Origin of the sequence: Gorillibacterium terrae (assembly GCF_051594785.1) — a bacterium.
Lineage (GTDB): Bacteria > Bacillota > Bacilli > Paenibacillales > NBRC-103111 > Gorillibacterium.
Genome location: NZ_JBPPGI010000004.1, coordinates 343,597 through 368,421, shown reverse-complemented (window position 1 = coordinate 368,421; position 24,825 = coordinate 343,597). Strand labels below are relative to the sequence as shown.

The following is a 24,825-nucleotide window of genomic DNA, read 5'->3' as shown; positions in this document are numbered from 1 at the left end:
AGCCGAGGACCGGACCGGCGTTCGAAACTTCGTATGTACAAGGTGAATACTGGCAATGGGCAACGGGGGCAGACTTATCCCGCCTGCTCCCCAACATTAGACGCCGGCTTCCGGCAAAAGTTGCTTTCTTTTGCCAAAACAAAGAGGAGTCCGCACGGCGGACTCCTCTTCAAACGGTCGAATCTTGGCGCTAAAAAAGGGCTAATCGGCGATGAAAAATCCTTTACCGGCGCGTACCGCGGCCGTGCACCTCGCACGAGCCGTCGGCGCATTCGTCCACCGTGCCGAACAGCCGGTAGCGGTGCTTCGCCAGCCACCGGTACGCGGCGTCGGCCAGCGGCGCGAACAGCGGCCAACGGCCGACGGCGGCAAGCCAGCCGAGGCCGCGGGCCTCGCGCAGGATGCGCGTCACGGCGTCCGCGCCGCGATAGAGCCGGCCGGACGCGTCCACCGCGTGCAGCTCGGCCAGGAGCTGGTCCCGCGTCACGCCGGCGGGAAGCTGCTCGGCCCGCGCCTCCTGCAGCGGGATCGGCACGAGCCGGACGCGCAGATGCAGACGGCCGAGCGCGGCTACCGTGCGCAGGCACAGCCGGCAGCGGCCGTCGTAGAACAGCGTCAGAGGTTCCATGACGCTTGTCCTCCCGCCGCGTCGTGCGGCGGCTGCAGGCCGAGATGGCGATAAGCGAGCGGCGTCACCGTCCGGCCGCGCGGCGTCCGCTGCAGGAAGCCGATCTGCAGCAGATACGGCTCGTAGACGTCCTCGATCGTCTGGCTCTCCTCGCCGATGGTGGCGGCGATGGTGTCGAGCCCGACGGGGCCGCCCTTGAAATTCAGGATGATGGAGCGCAGCATCTTGTGGTCGATCTGATCGAGTCCGAGCGGATCGACCTGCATCAGCTTGAGCGCCGACTGGGCGATGTCGAGGGTGATGATGCCATCCCCGATCACCTGGGCGAAATCGCGCACCCGCTTGAGCAACCGGTTGGCGATGCGGGGCGTCCCGCGGGAGCGCATGCCGATCTCCCGCGCCGCTTCTCCGACGATCTCCACCTGAAGGATGTCCGCCGAGCGGCTGACGATGAATTCCAGCTCGTCGCTCGTGTAGTATTCCAGGCGGCAAACCACGCCGAAGCGGTCGCGCAGCGGCGCCGACAAGAGCCCCGCCCGCGTCGTCGCCCCCACCAGCGTGAACGGCGGCAGGTCAAGCCGTACCGACCGGGCGCTGGGTCCTTTGCCGATGATGATATCGAGGGCGAAATCCTCCATCGCCGGATACAGCACCTCTTCCACGGTGCGATGCAGGCGGTGAATTTCGTCGATGAACAGAACGTCGCCGCTCTGCAGATTGGTCAGAATCGCCGCCAAGTCCCCCGGCCGCTCGATGGCAGGCCCGGAGGTGGTGCGGACGTTCACGCCGAGCTCGTTGGCGATGATGTTCGACAAGGTCGTCTTCCCGAGTCCCGGCGGTCCGTACAGCAGCACATGGTCCAACGCTTCCTTGCGCTGCTTGGCCGCCTCGATGTAGACCTTCAGGTTTTCCTTCGCCTGCTGCTGACCGACGTACTCGGCCAGGTAGCGCGGGCGGAGGCTGAGCTCCATGCCCTGGTCTTCCATCATCAGGTTGGCGGATATAATGCGGTCTTCCACTTCGCGTTCCTCCTTCCTCCGGCGGTCCGGCTATCCCCGGAACAGCGCCGTCAGCGCCCGTTTGATCAGCGCGTCGACCGTCTCGTCGCCGGTCGCATTCTGCATCACGGCGGGACGCGTCCGGTCGACCTCCGCTTCCGTATAGCCGAGCGCCATGAGCGCTTGCTTGGCCTCGCCCCACGGCCCGGCGGCGGGCTTGCCCGCGGGAGCGGAGGCGCCCAGTCCCAGGGTCTCCAGCCCGCCCGCGGACAGGTCGCCCAGCTTGTCCTTCAGATCCAGGATGATCCGCTGCGCCGTCTTCTTGCCGATGCCGGGCAGCCTCGTCAGGAACGTGATATCCTCCTGATAGATCGCCGAGATGATCGCGGCGGGCTGCCCGGCGGACAGGATGCCGAGGGCCACCCGCGGTCCGACGCCGTTTACGTCCAGCAGCTTGCGGAACAGGGCCTGCTCCTCGCGGCTGGAGAAGCCAAACAAGAGATGGGCGTCCTCGCGGACCTGGTAATGAATATACAGCGTTACCCGCGAATCGGGTCCGGTTTCGATGCCGTACGGATTGGCGCAGAATACGCGGTACCCGACGCCGTTCACATCCACCACGACATAGTCGTTTTCCCGGTGGGCCAATATCCCCTTTAAATAATCGATCATCGTCCGAGCACCCCGTTGATTTTATCGGTCAGCGTCGAGGAATGGGCATGGCAGATGGCGATCGCCAGCGCGTCCGCCACGTCGTCCGGCTTCGGTACCTGCGCCAGATTAAGAAACATCCGGGTCATCTCCTGCACCTGCTTCTTCTCCGCCTTGCCGTAGCCGACGATCGCCTGCTTGACCTGCATAGGCGTATATTCGGCGACCGGCAGACCCTTCTGGACAGCGGCGAGAATGGTGACTCCCCGCGCTTCGGCTACGGTCATGGCCGTCGTGACGTTGCGGTTGAAGAACAATTTCTCGATGGCCAGCGCTTCCGGCTGGTATTTGTCGATCAGGTGCACCACGGATTCGTAAATGTCCTTCAGCCGTTGGCTCGGATCGGTATGCGCCTCCGTCTGGATGCTGCCATATTGCACCGGCGTGAGCCGGCTTCCGTTCTTGTCAATGAATCCGAAGCCCACGATGGCATAGCCCGGATCGATTCCCAATATGCGCAAAACCCTTCTCTCCCTCGTGAAGCGAACATATGTATCCCTCATTATAACAGATCGCAACCGCGAATAGAACGCCAAATGCGTTTTCGGGTTCGCGCGTTCTTCTCTCGCTCCTGCGGCCATCAAACCAGAAACCGGGCACCGTCCTCTTGCGGTGGACAGTACCCGGTTCTCCTTCAAGCCCCCGTTTCCTTATCATGCCATTTTTTAGCCGTGGCGCTTTCCGTTATGGTTGTAAAGATCGTGCGCCAAGAAACCGCAGGCTGCGCTTGCTGGCTCATCTTCACGTCATAGAAGCGTGAATCCAGCTGCTTAACCTCGTTCTCTTCAAGGACCGCCTCGATGGCATCCTGCTTGGTTTTTTCATCCCACAGCACATGGAATTCATACCGGTGCACCTCCGGGAAAAACCGATGAATGCTCCACGCGTATTCGGCCATGGAGCGGTAGATGTCTTCTTTTGCCGGAGCCGAGCCCACCTCGGGAACAAAGCGGAGGGTAATCGTATAGGAGTCCTGCTGCTGGTCGATTTTAAACTCTTCGACAAACCGGAACGTATTCTTGGTGAAATCCCCGATCTTTTGGGACAGCCAATTCGCTTGCGTTTGTCCGGGACTGGGGCTGGTTGCCTTAACCGTAGTGGTCGAGCGGGAACATGCGGAAACCATAACGGCGCAGAGAATGAACGCAAAAAGCAGCCAAATTCCTCTCTTGATTTTAATCCCAACCGCCTCCCGATATGGATACTGGGCATACGAAAATGTCATTGACTTGCAGGTGGCCGTCAAACTCACACCGGCAATTCGCCCGTTCTCGGCCGCTCCACAAGAATAAAACGTTCCTTCTCCCTTCGCAGTTGCAGGAACCCCCATGTTTTTTTACACAAAAAAGGCAGCCCGAAAGGCATCCGAAAGCGATGCGCACCGAGCGGCCTCAAAGCCGGAATGATGTTGTTCTCCTGCATTTCTTCAAAAGAAATATAGTCCTACGCGCCCGCGGCAAAGTCGCTGAACGTAGACAGCACGCTGTTGTATTCCTCCAAATCCCGCACCGGAATGCCGGAATGGAGCTGGTCCCAGGCTTCCCGGGGAAGGCTGCTCAGCACATCCTCCACATTGAGCTGAAAAAAAGTCCGGATCACGCGCTTTTCTTCGGGCAGGCCGCTAAAGAGGCTCAGATTGCCATCGGCGTCGATGCCGAAGAACGCGTTCAGCTTGCAATCGGGCGACAAATCCTGGACCGTCTCCGTGAAAACGGCCGTCCCATCCGGCTGAAGCGCCGGGACGTACGCCGGGTGCCGGGCGGCATACTCCAGCAGCTCGCGCCGTGTCAGGCTTCCGAGCGCGATCGTCTCTTCGCCGCAGACATAAATCCGCCTCAGCACCGCTTGGCGGGCCAGGTCGTCCCGGGCGATTTCCTCGAGCGCTTGCGTGCCGACGGGGCCCGGCTCGGTATATGCCGGCTCGGCCATAGCGCTCCCACCGCTCCCGCTCCAAGACACACCGAGCAGCAGAAGGAAAGCGGCAAGTGAAATGGAACGCTTGCGGGAACGGAGCTGCTTCTTGATTTTCTTCATCCAGTTGGACATCCGCATGGCGAATCCCCTTCTTCCGGTGTTTTTCTTAGCTTCTCCCGGAGGAAGGGGATGTATTCCATGGTTTATCGCTCCCGCTTAGGGGAAGACCGCCGCAAATACCGGCTTAGCGGTATTGGTTGATCCAGGGCGTATTGGCCGTTTCCCGTTTCGCCGGCACTTTTTTGCTCCGGCGAACCAGCGCGTGAACCGAGGCTTTCGCCGGAGCCTTCCGCTTGCGGGAAGCGGGTTTCTTGCCGCTCTCGACCGCGTCCGTAAACACGGCGGGCTCGGTGCTTGCAGCGGGCTGCGAGCTTGCAGCGGGTTCTTCGCGGAAGCCCGGCTGAAAGCCGTAGTCGCCGGAAGGATAGGGAATCGGGCCGGACATCGGGTTGTAGACGCCCGGCACCCTTCCCGGGAACATTCCCGCCCCCGGATAAGCCGACGGCGAATAGGCGCCGGGGAACCCGGCCGGATACCCGGCGGGCAGCCCCCAGCCGGACTGGGCATAAGAAGTGTCCGCGGTTGCCGCACTCCCGGCACCTGCGGAGCCCCACTCGGGTTTGCCCGTCATCGCGGCCGGGGAAACTTGATTGCCGTAAGGCGAGTAAGACTGGGCCGCCCCGTTATCCGAATAGGCCCCATACGGACTGTAAGGAGTCGCTTGAGCCGAGTTGGAGTAATTCGGCTCGTAGCCGCCGGAGTACGGCGAATACGGCGAATTCTCTGCGCCTGCTACGGCCTGCGGCGTGTACCAAGCATTGTTCTCCGCCGATTGGGCCGTGTACGGCGAATTTTCCATGCCTGCTACGGCCTGCGGCGTGTACCAGGCGTTGTTCTCCGCCGATTGGGCCATGTACGGCGAATTTTCCATGCCTGCTACAGCCTGCGGTTGGAACGCGTTGTTTCCGCCGTCCGTCCAGGGATAGAACGAAGTCGGGGAAACGCTCGCCTGCGGATAGCTGTAGCTGTAAGGAGATGCCCCTCCTTGGCAGCCGCAGCCGCCCGCGAAGGTCTTATAAGGCGAAATTTGGGTCGGATATTCGCCGCAGGCTCCGGGAGCGGGCGTTTGGTCGGCGGAATACAGCATCTGCTGGCCGTACCCGTACGGCGAGATCGCCGCGTTCTCCTTGGAAGGCATGCCTCCCTGGGCAAGCGGGTTCACCGAATTGGCCGAGTATGGCGAAATCCCGGGCCAGCCTGCGTTATTGGCAGCCGTCGAAGGGCCGGATTCGGCGAAGGCTTCCACCGCCGGTACCTGATATTGCATGAACAACTGCTCCGAGTGATAGAAGCTCGACGGCGTTCCCGAAGACATGGCGGAAGGGGACGTGCTCTCGGGATACGAGGGAAGGTCCGCCATCGTCGGAAGCTGGGGAAGCTGAATGCTGGCGGCAGGCTTTGCCGTCGAGGCCGGGGACGCGCCGTAAGATTTCGCCGTCGAGGCCGGCGAAACGGACGGCTTTGAGGGTTCCATCGGCTTAACCTGGGGCTTCAGGTTTTCCGTCGGTTTGACGTTCTCGATCGGTTTCACCTGCGGTTTGACGTTCTCGACCGGTTTGGTCTCTTCCGCCTTCACGTTCTCAACCGGCTTGGTTTCCTCTGCCTTCACGTTCTCGACCGGCTTGGTTTCTTCCGCCTTCACGTTCTCGACCGGCTTGGTTTCCTCCGCCTTCACGTTCTCAACCGGCTTGGTTTCCTCCGCCTTCACGTTCTCGACCGGCTTCTCTTCGACCGGCGCGGTATTGGCCTTGGGAGCTTCCGCGATGGGAGCCGTGTTCGCCTTCGGGGCTGTGTTCGCCTTCGGGGCCGTGTTCGCTTTCGGGATCTGCTCGGCAGGGGCCGTTTCGGCCTTCGGTTGTTCGACCGGCGCCGTGTTCGCCTTCGGTCCGGTGACGATCGGCGCGGTATTGGTTTTCGGAACCATTTCGGCCGGAGACAAATTGGCGTTCGGAGCGGCGTTCGACCCGCCCGCCGAGGTCTGCTTGGGAATATGGACCACCTGGCCGGTCATGAATATGTTCGGATTGGCGATGTGAGGATTGGCGTCGATCAGCGTTTTCAGCGAGACTCCAAACGCTTTGGACAGCTTCCACATCGTATCCCCTTGCTTTACGGTATGGGCGTGCATGCCCTCCGGCGTGACCGGTACCGAGCCCGACGGAATTTTAATTTTCATGCCAATCTCCAGCTTGTCGGGATCGGCCAACCCGGGATTCGCGGCAATGAGCTTGTCGAGGTTGACATTGTATTTTTTGGCCAGCTCAAACAGCGTATCCCCGGCTTTCACCACATGGATTTTCAACACAGTTCCCTCCTTCGGTTATGGAAACGGTAAGGTCGGCATGCAGGCGGAGGCCGGCGCGTTCGGTCCAGCGTGCTTGCGGGTTCCTGCCCAGATTTTCATTACAGTCTATGCGCGAAACTGGGCATTTGACATCCGTATGCCCAAAAATTTCGGGCCATTCCCCTCATCGCGTAATAAATCGGCCGTTCTCCAAGCCGGGACAGACGCCCAACGCAAAAAAACGCCGACACCCCATAACGGGATGCCTGGCGTCTGGACGGGAAGGAGAACCGCAAAGCTCCCCGTTCCGATCTTATTCAACCTTCTGCGACGGATGTTTCCTCGCGGGCGGCGGATTGATAAGGATAGGTGGGGTACGAGCCCATCACCCTGACCTGACAGCGCAGAGCCTCGATCTCGGCGAGCGCCGCCTGCAAGAGTACCGAATCCAGCGTTTCCTCGACATCGATGTAAAAATAATAATTGCCCAGCTTCAGCTTCGTCGGCCGCGATTCGATCTTCGTCATGTTGATCCGCCGCCAAGCGAAGGTGGCGAGGACCTGATGGAGGGCGCCGGGAAAATCCTCCGGCAGCGTAACGATCAGCGTCGTCTTGCGGAGCGGGCTTTCCGGCAGCGCCGGAGCTTCCTCTCCCACCAGCACGAAGCGCGTGTAGTTGTTCTGATGATCGGTGATATCCGAGGCGAGAATATCCAGCCCGTACAGCTTGGCCGCAAGCCGGGTGCCGATTGCAGCAACGCTCGCGTCCTCCGAAGTGCTCACGAGGCGGACTCCCTCCGCCGTGCTCGCCACATGCTCCAGCTCCACATCCGGCAGCTCGGTGCCGAGAAACTTGCGGCACTGGGCGATGGCGACCGGAATGGAAATCACCTTGCGGACGTCCGCATACGGCTTCGGCTCGCCCCCAACCTCCGCGGACGGTTCGTCCATCGCGACGCCGGTGCCACCATGTCTCTCGCGGTCCGTCGTATTCCTGCGTCCGATCAAGTTCTGGATCGACGGGTAAATCCATTCCGCTTGAATCGGCAGGCTGTTCTCATGGATCAGGTAATCCATATGGAGGCTTACCGAGCCGTCGATCGCATTCTCGATGGGAATGACGCTCCAGTCGGTCTCTCCTTTTGCCGTCGCCCGGAAGACCTCGGAGATCTGCTTGTAGGGAATAAATTCGTAATCCCCCTCCGCCCCCCGGAAAAAATACCGGGCCGATTCGTCGGTCACCGTTCCGAACGGCCCCAATACGGCAATGCGCTTCATTCCCTGCTACCCCTTCCGAACGGTTTCCATAAATGTACGATGATTGCCCGCGCGAGTCAACACGCGAACGCCCTCCCGGCTCGGCTTCAGCCGCCGGATGTCCACCTCGATGCCGTGCGCGGCCATCGTCTGCCTTAGGAAGCCGATCAGCTCGTCCGCCCGGCCCTCGCGGGCATCCGCGAAGGCGATCAGCGTCGGGCCGGCGCCCGACAGCGCCGCTCCGAGCGCCCCGTGGCGGGCCGCGCCGGCGAGCACCTCGGGCATGCCCGGGATGAGCGCCGCCCGGTAGGGCTGATGCAGCGCATCCTGCATGGCGTCCGCGATCAACTCGTAGCGGCCGGTGCAAAAGGCCGCCACAAGCAGGTTCGAATGGCCGATGTTGAACACGGCATCCTTCATCGGCAGGCTCTCGGGCAGCACCTCGCGCGCCTTGCGGGTGGACAGCTCGAAGGCCGGGATGGCGACGAACGCTTCCAGGTGGGGAAGCGGTTCGATGCTCAGATGCCGCGCCGATGCGCCATCCCAATAGGCCACGACGAGACCGCCGAACAGCGACGCGCCTACGTTATCGGGGTGATGCTCCAAGGCGCAGGCGAGGCGAAACAGCTCCTCCTGCGGCAGCGGCTCGGGCAGCAGCGAATTCGCGGCGGCCAGCGCGCCGACGATCGCCGAAGCGCTGCTGCCGAGCCCGCGCGTCAGCGGAATCTCGCTGTAGGCGGAGATTTCGAGCTCCGGCGCGGCGAGGCCCGCCCGCTCGAACACTCGGGCGGCCACCTCGTAGAGCAGGTTGTCCTTGCCGGTCGGCAGCCCTTCCATCTCTTTGCCGTGCAGATGGACGACGGTTTCCGCCGCTCGGCTCATCGCTACCCAAGCATACAGCTCCAGCGCCATGCCCAGCGAATCGAAGCCCGGCCCCAGATTGGCGGTACTTGCCGGCACTCGGACGATAACGGCGCCGTGATCCGGATGTCCGGCTCCCTCGTTCACAGCCGCAAGCTTCCGCTCTTCGGCCATGCAATTGTTTTCCATTGGACTGTTCATGCGGGCTCCTTATCCTTCCACCCGGTAGACGCTGCGGATCTCATGAACGACATCCAGTCGTTCGAAATCGGCCAGCACCTGCTGCATGCCCGCCTTGACGGCGTTGTGGGTGATGATGATGATCTCGGCGTGCGGCGACGCTGCGTTCGGGTGCTGGAAGACCGACTCCAGGCTCACCTCGTGATCGGCAAAGATCTGCGTGATGCGCGCGAGTACCCCCGCCTTATCGGCCACATGCAGGAGCAGAAAATACTTGGAGACGATCTGCTCCGGCGTCCGCAGCCGCTTCTCTTGGTAACTGGGCGGCAATTGGCCGCCGTTCACGTCGAGCCGCAGGTTCTTGGCGACCGCCACCAGGTCCGCGACGATTGAGGTGGCTGTCGGCAGTTCGCCTGCTCCCGGCCCGTAGAACATCGTCTCGCCGACGGACTCGCCGAAGACATACACGGCGTTGAACACGCCGCTCACGCTGGCCAGCGGATGGCTCAGCCGGACCATCGTCGGCTCGACGCTGACGCTGACCCCTTCTTCCGTGCGCTCCGCGATGCCGAGCAGCTTGACCTCGTAGCCAAGGGTCTTCCCGTAGGCGATATCCTCCCGCGTCACCCGGGAGATTCCCCGCACGGATACGTCCGCCAGCTCGACGTTGACATGGAAGCCGAGCCGCGAGAGAATGGTCATTTTGCGCGCCGCGTCCAGCCCTTCGACGTCGGAGGTCGGGTCCGCCTCCGCATAGCCCAGCTCTTGCGCCTCCCGCAGCGCTTCCGCGTAGACGGCGCCTTCCCGGCTCATTTTGCTCAGGATGTAATTGGTCGTCCCGTTGACGATGCCCATGATCTTTAAGATCCGGTCGGAGGAAAAACCCTCCGTCAGCGTCCGAATGATCGGAATGCCTCCGGCGACGCTCGCCTCGTACAGGATGTCGCGCTTGTACGCTTGCGCCTGGGCGAGAATCTCAGTGCCGCAAAGCGCCATCAGGTCCTTGTTGGCCGTGACGATGTGCTTGCCGTTTGCGAGCGCCCGCATCACGTAGTCCTTGGTCGGATCGAGTCCGCCCATGACCTCGACGATCACGTCGATCTCCGGGTCGGTCAAAATATCTTCGACGTTCTCGGTCAACTGCTCCGGACGAATGGCAATGGTCCGGTTTTTTGTTACGTCATTCACAAGAATACGGCTGATCTCGACCCCTGTTCCGATCTGCCGCACCAAATCCTCCTGATGGCCTTCCACAATGCGGACTACGCCCGTGCCGACCGTTCCCAGGCCGAGCAGTCCTACTTTTATCGGTTTCATGCCCCTCGACTCCCCTTCGCCTCCATCATCCTCGGCCGATAACCGCCGATGCCTTCACGCCGTCAATCTCCCGGACCGCCGCCAGAAGATCGTCCAGCTCTCCCTTCATCTGCGAAATCTCCGCTGTAATCATGACGTTCGCCATCCCCTGCAACGGGATGGACTGATGGATCGTCAGCACATTGGCCTCCCGGCCGGCAATCATTCCGAGCACGCGGGACAAGATGCCGGAGCGGTGCTCCAGATCGAACGACAACGTTACCAGATTCTCCCGGTCCAGTTGGCTGAGCGAGTGAATGCCGTCCTTATACTTGTAAAAGGCGCTTCGGCTCAACGAAACCCGGTCCACCGCTTCCCCGACCGTCTTCACCCTTCCCCGGACGAGCAGCTCCTTGGCTTGAATCGTCTTCAGCAGGGCTTCGGGCAGAATATCTTCTTTTACGAGATAGTAGCGTTCCTTTCCTTGCGGTTCCACCCGGTCGACGTCCTCCTCGAAAAGACTCTTGTTTATACTTAGAGGACATTATAGCGGAAGACAACGGGAGGCCGCAATCACTTTTTCTTGGCGGACTGACAAAAACGGCTGCAAGCGGCGAAATCGGCCGGGTGTGGTAAAATGGAGAGAGTCCATTCGAACCTAACCTCATGTCCACGGGAAGCGGACAAACCGGAGGTTGGGTGAACGAAAAACGGCAGGGTCGGAACAACCGCCGAACGGAAAGGAGAGCGACCTGCGATGAAGCTTCGGCTCATGGCCGTCAATCTGATTTTTAATGGAAACGATCTCTTGCTGATGAAGCGCGCTCCGGAGCGCCTGCTCCACCCCAGCATGTGGGGGGCGGTGGGCGGTCATTTGGAACCGGAAGAACTGTCCGATCCGCTCGCCGCGTGCCTCCGCGAGACCGAAGAAGAGACCGGCTTTCGGCCGGATGACTTAACGGACGTCCGGCTGCAATACGTGCTGTTGAGGCTGAAGGAAGACGAGCTGCGCCAGCAATTCTTCTTCACCTCGGCGACGCACCGCCGGGATTATACCGATACGCGGGAAGGAACGCTGCACTGGATTCACCGGGAAGAGGTTCTGCGGGAGGATCGGGAGATGGCCTTTGTATTCCGGGCGCTGCTCGCCCATTACTTCGAATTCGGGCCGGCCCCGCATCCCTGGGTCGGTACGGCCGGCTGGTCGGAGCCCAAAGAGGGGCAAGGGCCGCTTGAGGGGCAGCGGCCGCTTAAGGCGCAGGGCCCGTTGGAGGCACAGGGCCCGTTGGAGGCGCAAGGGGTGGACCAGGCTCTTCCCGGCATCCGCTGGATCCCTTTGCTGGACCCCCAGGTGATTTGAACGCGGTCGGGACTTCCAATGGTGCATATGCACTCCGCCTCGCTGCTGCTCGCTGTTAGCTAACTAGACGGAACGTAACACCTACCTGTGCAGAGGGAAAGTTATTCCGATCTCGGTTGATCCCTAATTTCCTGAATGAACTTGTTTATGGGAAAGAACGCTAGCAAAGGCGAATGCTTCGCTTCTTCACGGCCTTCCCCTTCTCGGACTTTCTTTTGTTCCGTCTACTTAGGTGGGAAATGGACATTATGCTTGTCCCTCGTGTTGCCTGATCCTGTCGAAGCCATCTCCGAAAACAAAAGGGTTTAAAAGAGACCGAGGACCTGGAAGCTTCCCGAGGACCGTTCGGAATTATCCAGAAATGAACCGCAAACGGCCGCTTCCGAGGAAGCGGCCGTTTGCCCAAGATTGCTCCATAGCGGTCAATGTCGGGTCTGATTCACTACAGCCTCGTAAAGGCTGCCTTTAACGGTAAAGGCCACATCCGTTGCCGTCACCGCACCATTCGACCACTCTGCCGTAAAGCGGAGCCAATGTTCTCCATCCTGAAGCCGGGTCAGCGCCGGATCGTTCAGCGTCCCGCCGAAATGGACTCCATCGCTTCCCTTTAGCGTCAGGGAGAGGCCGTTCGTCCGCAGCTTCGCGGTCACCCGGACCGGCCGGGTTACGGTTCCGGTGTCGGTTACAGAAGCGCTCAGTACCAGCGCTTCCCCTGCCCAGAAGGTCGACGCGGACCGGATCGCCTGCGGATGCTTGGCATTCCAATTTTGCCGGATGGCCTCCCAGTCTGGCGTATGGCGGACGGTTCCCGTGATCCCGAGCGGCAGCACCGGGAAGCTCCACGTCTTCGTGAATGTCTCCCCCAGCGGATCGGTGACGGTTACTCGGATCGCTTGCATGCCCGCCGTCAGCGGTCCATACTCGAACGTCTGGGTCGATCCCGACCGGACAAACGCCCACTGAACCAGTTCTTCCGGCTGACCGTCCCGAATCCCCTCCACCCGCACACGCAGATCATCGCCGTCGGGATCGGATACGGCAAGTGAGAACGTAGGCGTATCCTGCTCATAGATGGGAGCGGGAATGGCGAGCGTTGCCGACGGCGCTTGGTTGATCCGCATATAGGCGAAGGGCGAATCTTCCCCCCAGTCGTAGCCATCATACACCCGAACCTGGGCCTTATAGACCGTCCCAGGCGACAGGGCCTTGGCCAGCTCATGGGCCCGCGTGCTCCACGTATCGCTGCCCGCTTCGCCGGCGAGATTCCCAGAGTCATAGACGCGGGTTCCGTTAAGCTCGTAGACCTGGACGCGGAACAGCGGGAACGTCGCCCCCGGGTCGGGGTCGCTCTGCGTCCAGACGATGGACGGATAACGCGAAACCACGGTCGGTGCACTGGCTGTCCCGCTCGGGTAGGTGATGAGGGCGAACGGTCTGCGGTTGATGAACAGCCAGCCTTCGTTGGACCAGTCGGACCAGAGACGCCCATCGTAAACCCGCACGATGACCTTCAGCGGTACATTCGTCGGCAAGTCGGTCGGTACCGTCATCGATTGGCTGCCGAGCGACCAGTTGACGGAGACGGAGCCGGAAGAATAGACCGTCCTCCCATCCTCACCCGTAATAAGGACCTGATAAGCCTTCGTCAGATCGCCGTCCACGTCGGCCGCATTCCACATGAGCTTAGGCCGAAGGTTGTCGAGGATCTTCTGCGGAGCCGACTGCGTACCCGCAGGGCTCGTGAGCTGCACCGTCGGAGCAACATTCACCTTCATCCAGCCGATGTTGGACCATCCCGACCAGGCTTCCCCGTCGTTAACCCGCACCTGTACGTTCAGCGGCGTAGAAGTCGGCAGGTCCTGAGTCAACGCATAGAAGCCGCTTGTGGAGGTGGTCCCTTGCGGGTGCGATCCCGTGTCTAGGACGGTGCCTCCCGATGCGTTCTGGATCACCACCTGGTAGGCCGAGAAAGTGGTGCCGGCGTCGGCGTCCTGCTGCATCCAGGTAAGCGTCGGTCTCAGGCCAACGATGGTCGGATTGGACTGGGTACCAGTCGGATACGTCAGCGTGGCCGTCGGGGGTGTGTTGGGTATCACCTTCGGCGCACCGACCGTTTGGTAAGCCCAGTCGCTCCATGCACCGAATTCGTCCTTAACGGCCGTCCCCAGGGTGTACGCTCCCACTTCTTGAGGATGGATCACCTTGCCATACCCTACTTGTCCGCTTGGCGACGTGTATTGATACCGGTACTCGGTAATGCCGCGGGTTGCCGCATAGTTGATACCGGTATTCTCCGTCGAGTAGTTCGTCGAACTGAGCCAGCGGTCAGGGTCATAGCTCTGGTCGTTCCAAACAAACGAGCCTGAACTGTTCACGCTCACGGTAAACTTGGCGATCGGCCGCCGGTGAACGTTCAGGTAAGCCGTGTAGGTGTTCGAACCCTTCCGGTAATCACCGAACACCGATGACGGATACCGGTAATCGGGATGGGGATCGTCCGTCGCCTTCCACGTGATCGCATAGAGACCTACCTTGTCGAGAGCGGTCAGCGGCAAATTGAACGATCTGCCGCTGTAAGCCGACACGCCCGACTTGCCATCCCCGGCATCCAGGAAGCGCTGCGAGGTTTGGGTGTACGTCCACTGCGCCAGCGGCGCGGCCTCGGGGTCATTCTCCGTATCGGTCAGGTACTTGTTGTAGAGAATGCCATCGCCGACGACGACCGCGCCGGCCGAATTCGCTGAACTCCCGGACATGGAGGACAAGTCCATATACGAAACGTCCTTAAACCGGACCCGCTCCGCTTGGGTAAACGGTCCGTACTTCCCCGAAGCGAACTGATTGTCCGTGACCTCCATATACGGAACCCCATCGATATAGACCTTGATGTTGTTCCCCATCGCTGTGATTTTGTACGTATAGTACGTTCCGTACTTGAAATTGTAGTTCACCGTCTGCAGCACCTGTCGGTTGCCGCCTACGATCTTCACCAAATTCAGCGTGTTGTTGATCTGCTCGACCCGGTACATATTCAACCGGTCCTGAATGCGGAAGTTGAATCCGGAGGGACGTTTCAACATTTCCATGTTGTCGTACGTCCTCGGGTTGGTCTGCATCTTATAAGAAAGGCTGAAGTCGGACAGGGAAGCGGAACTGGGAGACCATAGATCACTTTCCGTGAGTTGAGCTGAACCTACAGCTGAGTCAGATTTAATGTAAATATCGACGTAATTGGTGTAGTTAGAATTCGACCTCTCATCTCCGGACATATGAATCATCGCGTACCCATCGGATAGAGCAGCTATCGAAGAGGAGGAAATATACGAAACGTCAGGAAGATAACTAGAGAAATCGGCCGTTGCAATAATATTTCCTGTTAGAAAATCGTAGCTTGTCAGTTGTCCACGGTTCATCACTGTCGCGACTCCGTCCGAACCAGCACTGAATAGATAGTAACCCACTCCCGCCGGCACAGGGTACGACCGGATGATGTTTAAATCCTGGTCCATGATGTATTGTGTCCTCGCATAAGGATACGTTGCGTCCGTTGTGACGTAGGTGAAATACTGAGCCCATTTCCCTAGAGCAGGTGCGGTTCCCCAAGTCCCACTCGCCGGCATGGCTTTCGTGGTCAGCGTCGATCCGGTGGCAGCATCCAGAACGAATACGGAATAGCCGGCACTCAAATAACCGCCGCTGAGGTAAATTTTTGATCCATCCGTTGTCGGAAATATGGAATAACCGTTATTCATGTTAACTCCTGACGGAAATGGAACGGTCCAGACCAGATTGAGATCTTTATCGTAGCGGTTTAGGTAGTTTATTCCGCTGTAGGTGCCGGTACTCTTGTAAGAAATGGTTAATACGCCGCCGTCTGGCATGATGATGGAATTAAAATTTATTTTCAAATAACTCTCCGGATTAAGATAAGTTTGTGACGTTGGATTAAGCCGGTCATACCAGGAGTACGTACGCTTATAATAATCGGGATTGTTGTTAAAATAGGGATCGACAGAGTAAAAAGAGGTGTTGAACTCGACGCCGTTGAAGCCTTTTGTCGAAAAAGGATTGCCGTCTGCAGCCGGGGTACTGGGATCGGTGAGATACCTACTCTCGTAGCGAATATCCGGATCCGGATATTCGCCGTAATTCCTAGGCCCGAAAATAGTTGACAAGCGATATCCCATGATATACCCATATTCATCCTCATATGAGATGGTATTGTTGGGTATATCCATGTACCACGTGTGCCAGGAGTCGCTCCATCTAAACGATGTTATCGGTTTACTGGAATCGAAGGGGCGAATCTCCCCAGTGCCGCCTGTACTGCCTGTATATCGACATGTCGAGTAGGAGTAATAGTAATCGGGAGAAATTGCTTCCGAACCTCTGATACCCTGACACCCATGAGGAGTCTTAGTGTAAGAATAAGAACCTAGCACACGATAATTGTCCGGTCTTACCGATGTGTACAATGCAGGGTACCGCTGATCATCATATATTGCGAACGGACTCACTGACCCCAAAGAACCATCAGAAAGCTTGGCCCACCCTTTATATGCTTTATCTCCAATCAAGTTTGTGCTGTTCCAGTTCAGCATGGTATCCGTGCTGATCGGCACGTTCGGCATGACCGTCGGCTCCTGCACCACCGAGTACACATCAAACGAGACCATCGGGCTGTCGTTGATCACATCGAACACGAAGGTCTGCGTCGCGCTGCGTCCCCAGTCTTCCTTCTCGTACAAGGTAATGTAGTACTTGCCGATCCGGTTCGGGTGCAGCGTAAACGAATTGTTGGCGTCCAGCGTGACGGGAACGGTCGCCTCCACCGTCTGCCTTCCATCGTTGTTGGCGTCGTACCAATAGCTCACTCTCCGCTCGACGATTTGGTCGTTGTCCGGACTGTACGAGGTGTCGGTGAATTTCACATCCATGTTCCGTAAGGACATGGACGGATAGTCGAGCCGCGGCACCGGGGGCAGGTCCGGTTTGACGGTCAGATTGAATTTCGCTTGCGCTTCCGGAAGCGACTTCAGTCCATCCGAGTCCGTCACGTCCAGTGTGATCGTTTCGGTTCCGGGTGTGGGATAGACCGATTTTTTGTTGCCCCATACATCCTTGCTGTGGTCGATCGTTCGTCCCATGGGACTGTAGCTTCGGTCTGCATTAAAATTCGGGTTAATCGGACGCCCCTCCACCACCGAGCTGGGTCCATCAATGACGGGGACCGGATTGGGAGGCACAACCATAATCGTTGCCTGCCGGGTCGCCGCTGCTCCCAGGGAGTCGTGCATCGAAGCCTTCACGTAAAAGTAGCCTGGCGTGTCCATGACGAGATCATGGTTGCCATCGATGTACTCATGCGATTTGTTGGGGATGTCCTTCACCCATGGCTGTGTTGCACCTGTGAAGTCGAACCCGTCCCAATAAATTTCGTCCCCGTCCGGGTCAATGGGCGTGGGGACGTCTGGGTCATTGATGAAGATCAGGTCCAGCTTTTGACCGACAATGGCCTGGGATAGTATCTTCTTTGGATTGGCTGGATCGACCCAGCCTACCTTGAAGTCCGGGGGGCTGTTATTCGCCGGAGCTTTGACCGTGAAGCTCTTGGTAATCCAGTCGGACGAGCAACTGGTTCCGGTCACCTTCATTTTCACCGTAACCGTGCCGGCGCTGATAGCCGCCGGGTAATTATCCGGGTAGGTGAACGTTATTCGCTTCTCCTTGTCCGTCTGTTTTCCTGACGACCAGGTGACCCCATTCTCCAAGTAGAACTCTTGATACCGATAAGTACAATTCCCGGTCGTCTTGATGTCCCTCGGCTGAAGGGCCACAGAATCCCGGTAGGTGATGGAATTGCCGGGAAGGATATCGAAATCACCGGTGATGCTAGCTGGCTCCGGCGTGTTGCCGGGAGGAGCCGTTGTGGTTGGCGGCGAAGTCTCCGTTTTATCCTCTTTGACGATTTCCACGGTCACATCGTAGGGGTATCGGTAGGTGACGGACTTCACCGTCGTGGTATAGCCCATGATGTAGTACATAGTTGCCGCTGCCGGTGCGTCAAGTGGGCGGTACTTATCCTGGAAGTCCATCTGCAGATCGAAGACGATTTTGTATCGTGTGCTACTTTCCGGAACAATACGCTGATTTAATATTTTTGATTGTGGGATATTCATGAATTGTTTGATTTCATATACGCCATTAATAATTACTTTCAACTCACGGTAATAGTCAGGGTTAGCATCAATGTCCTTTACCGTTGGCATCGCGACGACAGATGAGTCAATGACCGTATTTTTTTGAATACTTTGCCCTTCGTCTACTTTATACTCTTCCGAAATCTTATTGGGAAATTCTAGTCCCTTTCCGATCACGCCGGGATAATCCGGAACCTTATAACCGTCTACAATGCTATACGATACCGTGCCGGCCGGCTTCAGCCTGCTCGTCTCAGAGGTAACCGGAGCTGAGACAGCTTGGCCATCTAGCGTAGCTCTCCATACATTCGAAGACGATCCGCTGTAACGATCCCAAGCATAGTAACTGAGATTGTCGTTACTCTTTGATGTAACTGTGATCGGGACGCCTTGAATCGTAACGGAGGTTGAATCGGAGTCATTTAAAATAAGTTGTACATTGTTACCTGTTTTTAGATCCTTGTAATAAGCTTGTTTCACTGTATACCCAGACTTTGGAGTATAGGATATTTGACCTTTTGCTGAATTGTTTGCACTGAAGCTTCCATTATCCAGCCGATTAACTTTGTCATATTGAATAGGAACACTAACGGATTCCGCATGGGCCACACTTCCTCCGGCCCATTGAACGAGTAGCTGAGCCACAATGGAGATAATTACAAGCGCAGCGATCCCAATTCCAAGTTGCTTTTTTCCGGTCATCCAAATTCCCCCACTCAGAAGCTTGGCCAACCGCTGAGAACTGAATCGTGTTGAATGATCCCGGTTCCGGGAACTTCAAGATAAATTGTTAGTGAACCTTCTGTGGGGTCATACGTTAATCCCTTCTTGGGAAAGAGGTACAACTCTCGATCGTCAATCTGTCCACCTTCCACAAAAACTGAAGCAATATTGACCAGCTTCCCATTCCAAAAATCTTCAATATTCGCAGTAAAAGGACGATCAATGTAGGTATCAATCTTACTTGAACCCGCATATCTAGCATATTTACCATCTGCCTTAACGACATGCCCCTGAATGAAAAGAAGATAGCTGTTCATGAACTTATCCAAAGGAATACCTGGTTTATTTGGTCTTGCATACCACCTCAGTTTTTTCACGGAAGGAAGTAGCTTCAGGTTGGGATCATTCGGATCAGCAAGGTCGATGGCGACGATTGAGTCGATCACCGACTTGTAATTTTTGTCTTCCGATTCCACAACGAGCTTGTTCGGATCATAGTTTACTGTCGCATCTTTAGATATAAAAAATTCCGGCATCACACTGAATACATTGGTTTTGTGCCAGTATAATTCAGCTGCTTGTACGGCATATTTGTCCACCGCCAATTTACCGCCGCCTTTAACGGTCAGAACCCGCTCGATCACGGTTATCGACTCCGCACGAGTCGTGGAGTTATCTGGCGCAATCACACCACGAGCTACACCACCGATGACCCCAGCTTGTGTAGCGTAATACAAATACTTCTTCGGATTGAAGTGATCATCGCCATATGCCTTGAATTCGTCGAAGGTATGACCTATTTCAAATCTCTCTGGCTCATACCCCGTCAGCTTCTTCCCCAGCGCCTTCATCGCCAGCCGAGCCATCTCCACCCGCGTCAGCGGCTTGTCCACGTTGTTATTGAACTCCGACGCCGAGGCGATCTCCGCTTTCGAAGCCGCGGCGAAATACGGCGCATACCACGGCTCGCCGTCTCTCTTTTCTCCCACGGTCAACCCCAGCGCACTCACCAGCATCTTCGTGAACTCCGCCCGGCTGATCTGCCGGTTCGGCTGGAAGGTGCCGTCCTCGTACCCGTTCACGTATCCCTTCTTCGCCGCTTGCTCGATGGACGATTTCGCCCAATGCTTGGCGATGTCCGAGAAGCTGCCCGTTTGAACGGCGGCTGAACCGGCTAAAACGGCAGAGACGGCTGCGCCGCCCGGCTCGCTTGCGGTAACGGCGGCTCCGCTCGTCAGGGTGACGCTGGCGACCAGGAGCAGCGCGGCTCCCGCCTTGGCTATTTTCTTCGTCCGCAGGTGGGTGTTGTTCATTTCATTCACTCCTATAGGCATTTGAAGTTCCCTTGCAGTTCATGGATGCTCCGTCAGGTTCATCCATCCGATCATAGCACAAAATCCGTTTCGTCCCCGGTGCCATTTCGCACAAATTCCTCCGGAATCGACACCGCGTGATAACAAAAAAAGCACAGCCCTCCTCCCCGCTCGTCGCGGAGAAAAAGACGGTGCTTCCGTCTGTTCGAATTCAACTGAGCCCTGTTTGCCAGATGACAAACTTCCATGGCTTTCCTTAGTATAGACCAACAAGCGGAATCTGGAAAGCAGAAATCCTCTTTCCGCCAGCGAAGCTTTATTCGTGCTCCACAAACTCGAATTCGAAATCGCCGATCCGGACAAAATGGCCGTCTTCCGCCCCTTTTTTGCGCAGGGCTTCGTTGACGCCGCGGCTGCGAAGAATCCGGTCGAACCGGAGCAGCGCGTCCTGGGTGTGCAGCTGCATCCGCTTCAGCACCTGCTCCAAGCTGGGGCTCTCGACGATAAAGAGATCGTTCTCGCGTCGGATGACGATATCGTCCGGTTCGTCCTTGCGGTTGTACCGGTAGACCTTCCGCTCGTCCAGCTCTTCAATCGCCTCCAGGGCCGGCTCGTCGGGAATGGCGTCGAGCAGATCCGCCGCCTTGTACAGGAGCTCCTGAATGCCCTCGCGCGAAGCCGCCGAGATGGGCAGGATCACCAGGTTGGCATGGCCGGCTTGCTTGACCTTCTCGCGGAATTCCGCCAGAAGCTCGGCCGCTTCCGGGATGTCCATCTTGTTGGCGGCCACGATCTGCGGCCGATCCTTCAGCTTTTCGTTGTAGAGGCTGAGCTCTTCGTTGATCTTCACCCAATCCTCGAACGGATCGCGGCCTTCGGAGCCGGACATGTCCACCACGTGGATAATGACGCGAGTCCGTTCGACATGGCGCAGGAATTCATGGCCGAGCCCGATCCCGGTATGGGCGCCTTCGATCAACCCCGGAAGATCCGCCATCACGAAGCTGCGTCCGTCGCCGACGTCCACCACGCCCAGGTTGGGCGTAATGGTGGTAAAGTGATAGGCTCCGATCTTCGGCTGGGCCGCCGAAACGACCGACAGCAGCGTCGATTTGCCCACGCTGGGGAAACCAACCAAGCCGACGTCGGCCATCACCTTCAGCTCGAGGATCAGGTTGCGCTCTTCGCCTTCCTCGCCGCGTTCGGCGATCTCGGGGGCGGTGTTCGCCGTCGTGACGAAGCGGGTGTTTCCCCGCCCGCCGCGGCCGCCCTTGGCGACGATCATCTGCTGGCCCTGGCGGGTAAGATCCGCGACCAATTCGCCCGTGTCCTCGTCCAGGACGAGCGTGCCCGGCGGCACCTTCACGATCAGATGCTCCGCATTCGCGCCGTGCATGTTCTTGTTGCGGCCCTTGACGCCGCGTTCCGCTTTGAAATGGCGCTGGTAGCGGAAATCCATCAAGGTGCGCAGCCCTTCGTCCACCACAAAGATGACATCGCCGCCCCGACCGCCGTCGCCGCCCGCGGGTCCGCCTTCCGGCACGTATTTTTCCCGGCGGAAGGCCACGATTCCGTCGCCGCCGTCGCCGCCTTTTACATAGATTTTCGCTTTATCGACAAACATGTGATCTCCTCATTTCCCTGAAAAGGGAAGGATTACGGCAACCGCCGCTTCCTTCTCCCTCCATTCCTGCTCCGCCTGCAAGCCATGGCGCCGATGATTGTCCAGCAAGCCGGCAAACTGCGCTTTCGCATCCGGACTCAAACAGCCGGAATAAGCAAAATCGAGCAGCAGGCACTCGTTCTCCTCGTCGAAAGCCAGACTGAGCGAGCCCGAGTCGGCGCAATCGTTGGCGGCTTCCCCGGAAAAGAACTCAACCGCATCGCGGATAAAGGCGGCGGCCGGACGGCCCTTTAACGGAAGCCGGGACAGATCGATGTCCCGCTCGATCTCAAATTCGAGCTCCAGATGCCGCTTCTCCGCCCGGAACTCGTAGTAATACACCGCGAGCTCCGATACCCCCATCCTCGACAGGTAGCTTTCCTCAAAGACCTTCCCGCTTATCTTGTCCATATAATCGGTCAAACGTTCGACCTTATTCAGACGGATGTAACCCATCAGCACCTGGATGTGATTCATCCAGTCATGCCGGTAGACGGACAGGACCCGAAGCAGTCGGTCATCCTGCCGAGTTCGCTCTTCGGCGGCGGATCGCCGCGCATGCCACCAGACCGCACCGGCCGTCAGGAGGGCAGCCGCCGCTCTTCCGGGCAGCCACGGCAATCCGACCGTGAGGCCAAGTCCTCCGGTCAGAATGGCCGGAAGCTGCCACGCCTTGTCTTTTCCCATCGCCATAATCCCTCTCCCGCTCGATGACGGCATCAAAAACACACTTCCCAAAGTATACCATAGGCGAGATTGGAAAGGATAGACAAACTCACGTCAGGCCGCCGCTGTCGCTCCCGGTGCAAAAAGCGCCTCGGCTCTTCAGCCGAGGCGCTTCACGTTCCTATCGATTAACGTTCGACGGTTGCGGCAACCGGAGCTGCCGCTGCCGGGTAGACGCTCACTTTCTTGCGATCGCGGCCCCAGCGTTCGAATTTCACAACGCCTTCCACGAGTGCGAACAGCGTGTCATCGGAACCGATGCCGACGTTGTTGCCCGGGTGAATCTTCGTTCCGCGCTGACGCACCAGGATGCTGCCTGCGGTTACCGTTTGGCCGTCCGCACGCTTGGCGCCAAGGCGCTTGGAGATGCTGTCGCGGCCGTTCTTCGTAGAGCCTACGCCCTTCTTGGACGCAAACAGCTGAAGATCAAGTTTCAACATTTGGGTCTACCTCCTTCTTACCGAGATTGAATGGTTACTGCCATATAGTCACCGTACGATTCAGCGATTTCCTGAAGAATGACTACCATGGACTCCAACAGCAATTGGACCTGCGCCCCCTCGGGATGATCTTCGCCGAACAGCTCGGGAGCGTATCGGGCATTCAAGAATCCCTTCTGGACTTGGGCATCGGCCACGACTCCGGTCAGCTTCTCGATCGAATTGACCGTTCCGACCGTGACGGCCGATACGCTGGCGCAGACGATATCTTCGCCGGGTGCGGCATAGCCGGCATGTCCTTTGACCCGGAACGAGAGGATAGCGCCGGTGGCCTTGCTGCGTTCAACGCGAACTTGAATCATCGCTGGTCCCAGCCTTATGCTTGGATCTTGTCGATCACAACTTTGGTGTAGGGTTGACGATGACCTTGCTTGCGGCGGTAGTTCTTCTTGGCTTTGTATTTATAAACCAGGATTTTCTTGCCCTTGCCGTGCTTTTCGATCTTGGCGGATACGGTAGCACCGGCTACCAGCGGAGCGCCGATCGTAAGGCCGGCTTCGCCGGATACGGCCAGGACGCGGTCAAAGGTAACGGACTCGCCTTCGCCAGCCGTCAGCTTTTCGATGAAGAGCACATCGCCCTCTTGGACTTTGTACTGCTTGCCTCCGGTTTCGATAATCGCGTACATCTTGTTGCACCTCCTCATGTCTAAGACTCGCCTATAACAGGTGGCAACTTCGCGGAAAATCCGCCGTTCGCGCTTGAACCCGTTTCGTGCGGTTGGGGCATGTTTTGCAACACACTGATCTATGATATCACATTCGCCCGATAATCTGCAAGGAAAATCGGCAAGAAAAGCCGTCAATGCCCGGGGCGCGACGGAAGACCGCTCCCCTGCCCGCGGGGGATTCGGCCGGTTCCCTCGCAGGCGGCGCAAATCTCGTGGAAAAGCGAATCCAGTCCTTGGCGCCGCTTACGGCGGGTCAGCTCGAACAGCCCGAGCCGGGTCCAGCCGAGCAGTTGGAGCTTGCCCCGATCATGCTCCGCGGCCCGTTCCAGCTTGTCCCTGACCGCCTGGCGGTGCTCCTCCTGCAGCATATCGATAAAATCCACCAGAATCATGCCGCCGCAGTCCCGTAAGCGGAGCAGGTGGGCGACTTCCTCCGCCGCCTCCAGATTGGTGCGGAAGACGGTTTCCTCCAAATCGACATGGCCCGTAAAGCCGCCGGTATTCACATCGATCACCGTCATCGCTTCCGTCTTGTCGACGATGAGATAGCCTCCGCTCGCCAGCGGAACTTTCCGCCGCATGGCCTGTTCCAGCTCGCGTTCGATCGGATAAGACTCGAACAGCGGCCGCTTGTCCCGGTGAATGACGACCTTCGCCGCCTGCTCGGGCGCCATGGCCTTCAGCAGCGAGATCAAATGCTGGGCGAGCGCGGCATTGTCCAATACGAGCTCGTCCACCCGGTCGGTGAACAGATCGCGGACCAGCCGGGGGATAAGATCGAGATCGCGGTAGACCAGACACGGGGCCGACTGCGTCCGAGCCTTGTCGGCCGCCGTCCGCCACAGCCCGCGAAGCAACTCCCATTCGCGCTCCAGCCGCTCTTCGGAGACGCCTTCGGCGACCGTCCGGAGGATGATTCCGTCGCCGTCCCGCCGCAAGCGGTCGCCGGCGGCTTTCAAGCGCTGGCGTTCCTCGGCGGCGGCGATTCTTCGGGAGACGGCCGTGTAGCCCGCCTCCGGCATATAGACCAGCGCCCGGCCCGGAATCGTAAAGCGCGTCGTTACCCGCGCACCCTTGCTGCCCTGCGCCTCCTTCTTGATCTGCACGAGCAGTTCCTGGCCCACGCGGACGAGCTGATTAATTCCCGGCTTGCGCCCTTCGGTTCCTTCGTAGTGGGGAGACAACAGGTCGTCCCGGTAGAGAAAGGCGTTGCGGCCTTGCCCGATATCCACGAACGCCGCATCCATTCCGGGCAGCACGTTGACGACCCGCCCCTTGAAGATGTTGCCCGCCCGCTCCTTCTCTTCCGGCCCCTCCAGGTAATATTCCGCCAGGCGCCCGTTTTCCAGAAGCGCTACCCGGCTTACGCCCTTGTCCCATTCCACGACTAGCTTGTTCATCGGTTCACCTCGGTACGAATCT

20 protein-coding genes and 1 other annotated feature are annotated in these 24,825 nt (G+C 58.4%); of the genes, 1 reads left to right on the top strand and 19 read right to left on the bottom strand.

Going from position 1 to position 24,825, the window contains the following annotated elements; translation table 11 throughout:
- Positions 1-223 precede the first annotated feature (223 nt).
- The 11 genes from ACSEXS_RS16725 to ACSEXS_RS16675 form a co-directional block, all read right to left on the bottom strand.
- Positions 224-628, bottom strand: coding sequence for a thiol-disulfide oxidoreductase DCC family protein (locus ACSEXS_RS16725; protein WP_438434379.1), 405 nt, complete (start codon positions 626-628; stop codon positions 224-226).
- On the bottom strand, positions 616-1,647 hold the full coding sequence (ruvB, locus tag ACSEXS_RS16720; RefSeq protein WP_438434378.1) for a Holliday junction branch migration DNA helicase RuvB: 1,032 nt from the start codon (positions 1,645-1,647) through the stop codon (positions 616-618). Before ruvB ends, ACSEXS_RS16725 begins: the two co-directional genes overlap by 13 nt.
- 30 nt (positions 1,648-1,677) lie before the next feature.
- Positions 1,678-2,298 (bottom strand): Holliday junction branch migration protein RuvA, encoded by a 621-nt coding sequence (ruvA, locus tag ACSEXS_RS16715; RefSeq protein ID WP_438434377.1) that lies wholly within the window; start codon positions 2,296-2,298, stop codon positions 1,678-1,680.
- Positions 2,295-2,798 (bottom strand): crossover junction endodeoxyribonuclease RuvC, encoded by a 504-nt coding sequence (gene ruvC, locus ACSEXS_RS16710; protein WP_438434376.1) that lies wholly within the window; start codon positions 2,796-2,798, stop codon positions 2,295-2,297. The genes ruvA and ruvC overlap by 4 nt, the downstream gene beginning before the upstream one ends.
- 173 nt (positions 2,799-2,971) lie before the next feature.
- Positions 2,972-3,589: a hypothetical protein gene (locus ACSEXS_RS16705; RefSeq protein ID WP_438434375.1), complete on the bottom strand. Its 618-nt coding sequence runs from the start codon at positions 3,587-3,589 to the stop codon at positions 2,972-2,974.
- Between the two features lie 191 nt (positions 3,590-3,780).
- Positions 3,781-4,389 (bottom strand): BofC C-terminal domain-containing protein, encoded by a 609-nt coding sequence (locus tag ACSEXS_RS16700; protein ID WP_438434374.1) that lies wholly within the window; start codon positions 4,387-4,389, stop codon positions 3,781-3,783.
- A 106-nt stretch (positions 4,390-4,495) separates the two neighbouring features.
- A complete protein-coding gene (locus ACSEXS_RS16695; RefSeq protein WP_438434373.1) occupies positions 4,496-6,673 on the bottom strand; it encodes a LysM peptidoglycan-binding domain-containing protein in 2,178 nt (725 codons plus the stop codon).
- 299 nt (positions 6,674-6,972) lie between these two features.
- A complete protein-coding gene (pheA, locus tag ACSEXS_RS16690) occupies positions 6,973-7,932 on the bottom strand; it encodes a prephenate dehydratase (protein WP_438434372.1) in 960 nt (319 codons plus the stop codon).
- Between the two features lie 6 nt (positions 7,933-7,938).
- On the bottom strand, positions 7,939-8,973 hold the full coding sequence (gene thrB, locus ACSEXS_RS16685; RefSeq protein ID WP_438434371.1) for a homoserine kinase: 1,035 nt from the start codon (positions 8,971-8,973) through the stop codon (positions 7,939-7,941).
- Between the two features lie 9 nt (positions 8,974-8,982).
- The gene (locus ACSEXS_RS16680; protein ID WP_438434370.1) at positions 8,983-10,269 is read right to left on the bottom strand and encodes a homoserine dehydrogenase; all 1,287 of its coding nucleotides are present in this window, start codon (positions 10,267-10,269) and stop codon (positions 8,983-8,985) included.
- A 25-nt stretch (positions 10,270-10,294) separates the two neighbouring features.
- Positions 10,295-10,744 (bottom strand): ACT domain-containing protein, encoded by a 450-nt coding sequence (locus ACSEXS_RS16675; protein WP_438434369.1) that lies wholly within the window; start codon positions 10,742-10,744, stop codon positions 10,295-10,297.
- Between the two features lie 261 nt (positions 10,745-11,005).
- Here ACSEXS_RS16675 and ACSEXS_RS16670 point away from each other — a divergent pair, with 261 nt between their 5' ends.
- A complete protein-coding gene (locus ACSEXS_RS16670; RefSeq protein ID WP_438434368.1) occupies positions 11,006-11,608 on the top strand; it encodes an NUDIX domain-containing protein in 603 nt (200 codons plus the stop codon).
- 422 nt (positions 11,609-12,030) lie between these two features.
- Here ACSEXS_RS16670 and ACSEXS_RS16665 read toward each other — a convergent pair whose 3' ends face one another.
- From ACSEXS_RS16665 to ACSEXS_RS16630, 8 genes are all read right to left on the bottom strand, one after another.
- Complete coding sequence (locus tag ACSEXS_RS16665) at positions 12,031-17,652, bottom strand: glycoside hydrolase family 78 protein (protein ID WP_438434367.1); 5,622 nt, start codon at positions 17,650-17,652, stop codon at positions 12,031-12,033.
- Between the two features lie 872 nt (positions 17,653-18,524).
- On the bottom strand, positions 18,525-19,844 hold the full coding sequence (locus ACSEXS_RS16660) for an S-layer homology domain-containing protein (RefSeq protein WP_438434366.1): 1,320 nt from the start codon (positions 19,842-19,844) through the stop codon (positions 18,525-18,527).
- Positions 19,845-20,160: 316 nt separating this feature from the next.
- The gene (gene obgE / locus ACSEXS_RS16655) at positions 20,161-21,468 is read right to left on the bottom strand and encodes a GTPase ObgE (RefSeq protein WP_438434365.1); all 1,308 of its coding nucleotides are present in this window, start codon (positions 21,466-21,468) and stop codon (positions 20,161-20,163) included.
- Between the two features lie 9 nt (positions 21,469-21,477).
- A complete protein-coding gene (locus ACSEXS_RS16650; protein WP_438434364.1) occupies positions 21,478-22,200 on the bottom strand; it encodes a Spo0B domain-containing protein in 723 nt (240 codons plus the stop codon).
- A 161-nt stretch (positions 22,201-22,361) separates the two neighbouring features.
- Positions 22,362-22,673, bottom strand: a complete 312-nt coding sequence (gene rpmA / locus ACSEXS_RS16645) for a 50S ribosomal protein L27 (RefSeq protein ID WP_438434363.1) — start codon at positions 22,671-22,673, stop codon at positions 22,362-22,364.
- 17 nt (positions 22,674-22,690) lie between these two features.
- Positions 22,691-23,035: a ribosomal-processing cysteine protease Prp gene (locus ACSEXS_RS16640; RefSeq protein WP_438434362.1), complete on the bottom strand. Its 345-nt coding sequence runs from the start codon at positions 23,033-23,035 to the stop codon at positions 22,691-22,693.
- 14 nt (positions 23,036-23,049) lie between these two features.
- Positions 23,050-23,361: a 50S ribosomal protein L21 gene (gene rplU, locus ACSEXS_RS16635; RefSeq protein ID WP_438434361.1), complete on the bottom strand. Its 312-nt coding sequence runs from the start codon at positions 23,359-23,361 to the stop codon at positions 23,050-23,052.
- A gap of 13 nt (positions 23,362-23,374) precedes the next feature.
- Positions 23,375-23,465 (bottom strand) — a sequence feature (ribosomal protein L21 leader region).
- Positions 23,466-23,534: 69 nt separating this feature from the next.
- Positions 23,535-24,803, bottom strand: a complete 1,269-nt coding sequence (locus ACSEXS_RS16630) for an Rne/Rng family ribonuclease (protein WP_438434360.1) — start codon at positions 24,801-24,803, stop codon at positions 23,535-23,537.
- Positions 24,804-24,825: the final 22 nt, after the last annotated feature.

Excerpts from the sequence above, each read along its gene's own strand:
- ACSEXS_RS16725 (WP_438434379.1), bottom strand. The coding sequence starts at position 628 with ATGGAACCTCTGACGCTGTTCTACGACGGCCGCTGCCGGCTGTGCCTG.
- ruvA (WP_438434377.1), bottom strand. The coding sequence starts at position 2,298 with ATGATCGATTATTTAAAGGGGATATTGGCCCACCGGGAAAACGACTAT.
- ACSEXS_RS16700 (WP_438434374.1), bottom strand. The coding sequence starts at position 4,389 with ATGCGGATGTCCAACTGGATGAAGAAAATCAAGAAGCAGCTCCGTTCC.
- pheA (WP_438434372.1), bottom strand. The coding sequence starts at position 7,932 with ATGAAGCGCATTGCCGTATTGGGGCCGTTCGGAACGGTGACCGACGAA.
- thrB (WP_438434371.1), bottom strand. The coding sequence starts at position 8,973 with ATGAACAGTCCAATGGAAAACAATTGCATGGCCGAAGAGCGGAAGCTT.
- ACSEXS_RS16680 (WP_438434370.1), bottom strand. The coding sequence starts at position 10,269 with ATGAAACCGATAAAAGTAGGACTGCTCGGCCTGGGAACGGTCGGCACG.
- ACSEXS_RS16670 (WP_438434368.1), top strand. The coding sequence starts at position 11,006 with ATGAAGCTTCGGCTCATGGCCGTCAATCTGATTTTTAATGGAAACGAT.
- ACSEXS_RS16665 (WP_438434367.1), bottom strand. The coding sequence starts at position 17,652 with ATGTACTACATCATGGGCTATACCACGACGGTGAAGTCCGTCACCTAC.
- ACSEXS_RS16660 (WP_438434366.1), bottom strand. The coding sequence starts at position 19,844 with ATGAACAACACCCACCTGCGGACGAAGAAAATAGCCAAGGCGGGAGCC.
- obgE (WP_438434365.1), bottom strand. The coding sequence starts at position 21,468 with ATGTTTGTCGATAAAGCGAAAATCTATGTAAAAGGCGGCGACGGCGGC.
- ACSEXS_RS16650 (WP_438434364.1), bottom strand. The coding sequence starts at position 22,200 with ATGGCGATGGGAAAAGACAAGGCGTGGCAGCTTCCGGCCATTCTGACC.
- rpmA (WP_438434363.1), bottom strand. The coding sequence starts at position 22,673 with ATGTTGAAACTTGATCTTCAGCTGTTTGCGTCCAAGAAGGGCGTAGGC.
- ACSEXS_RS16640 (WP_438434362.1), bottom strand. The coding sequence starts at position 23,035 with ATGATTCAAGTTCGCGTTGAACGCAGCAAGGCCACCGGCGCTATCCTC.
- rplU (WP_438434361.1), bottom strand. The coding sequence starts at position 23,361 with ATGTACGCGATTATCGAAACCGGAGGCAAGCAGTACAAAGTCCAAGAG.
- ACSEXS_RS16630 (WP_438434360.1), bottom strand. The coding sequence starts at position 24,803 with ATGAACAAGCTAGTCGTGGAATGGGACAAGGGCGTAAGCCGGGTAGCG.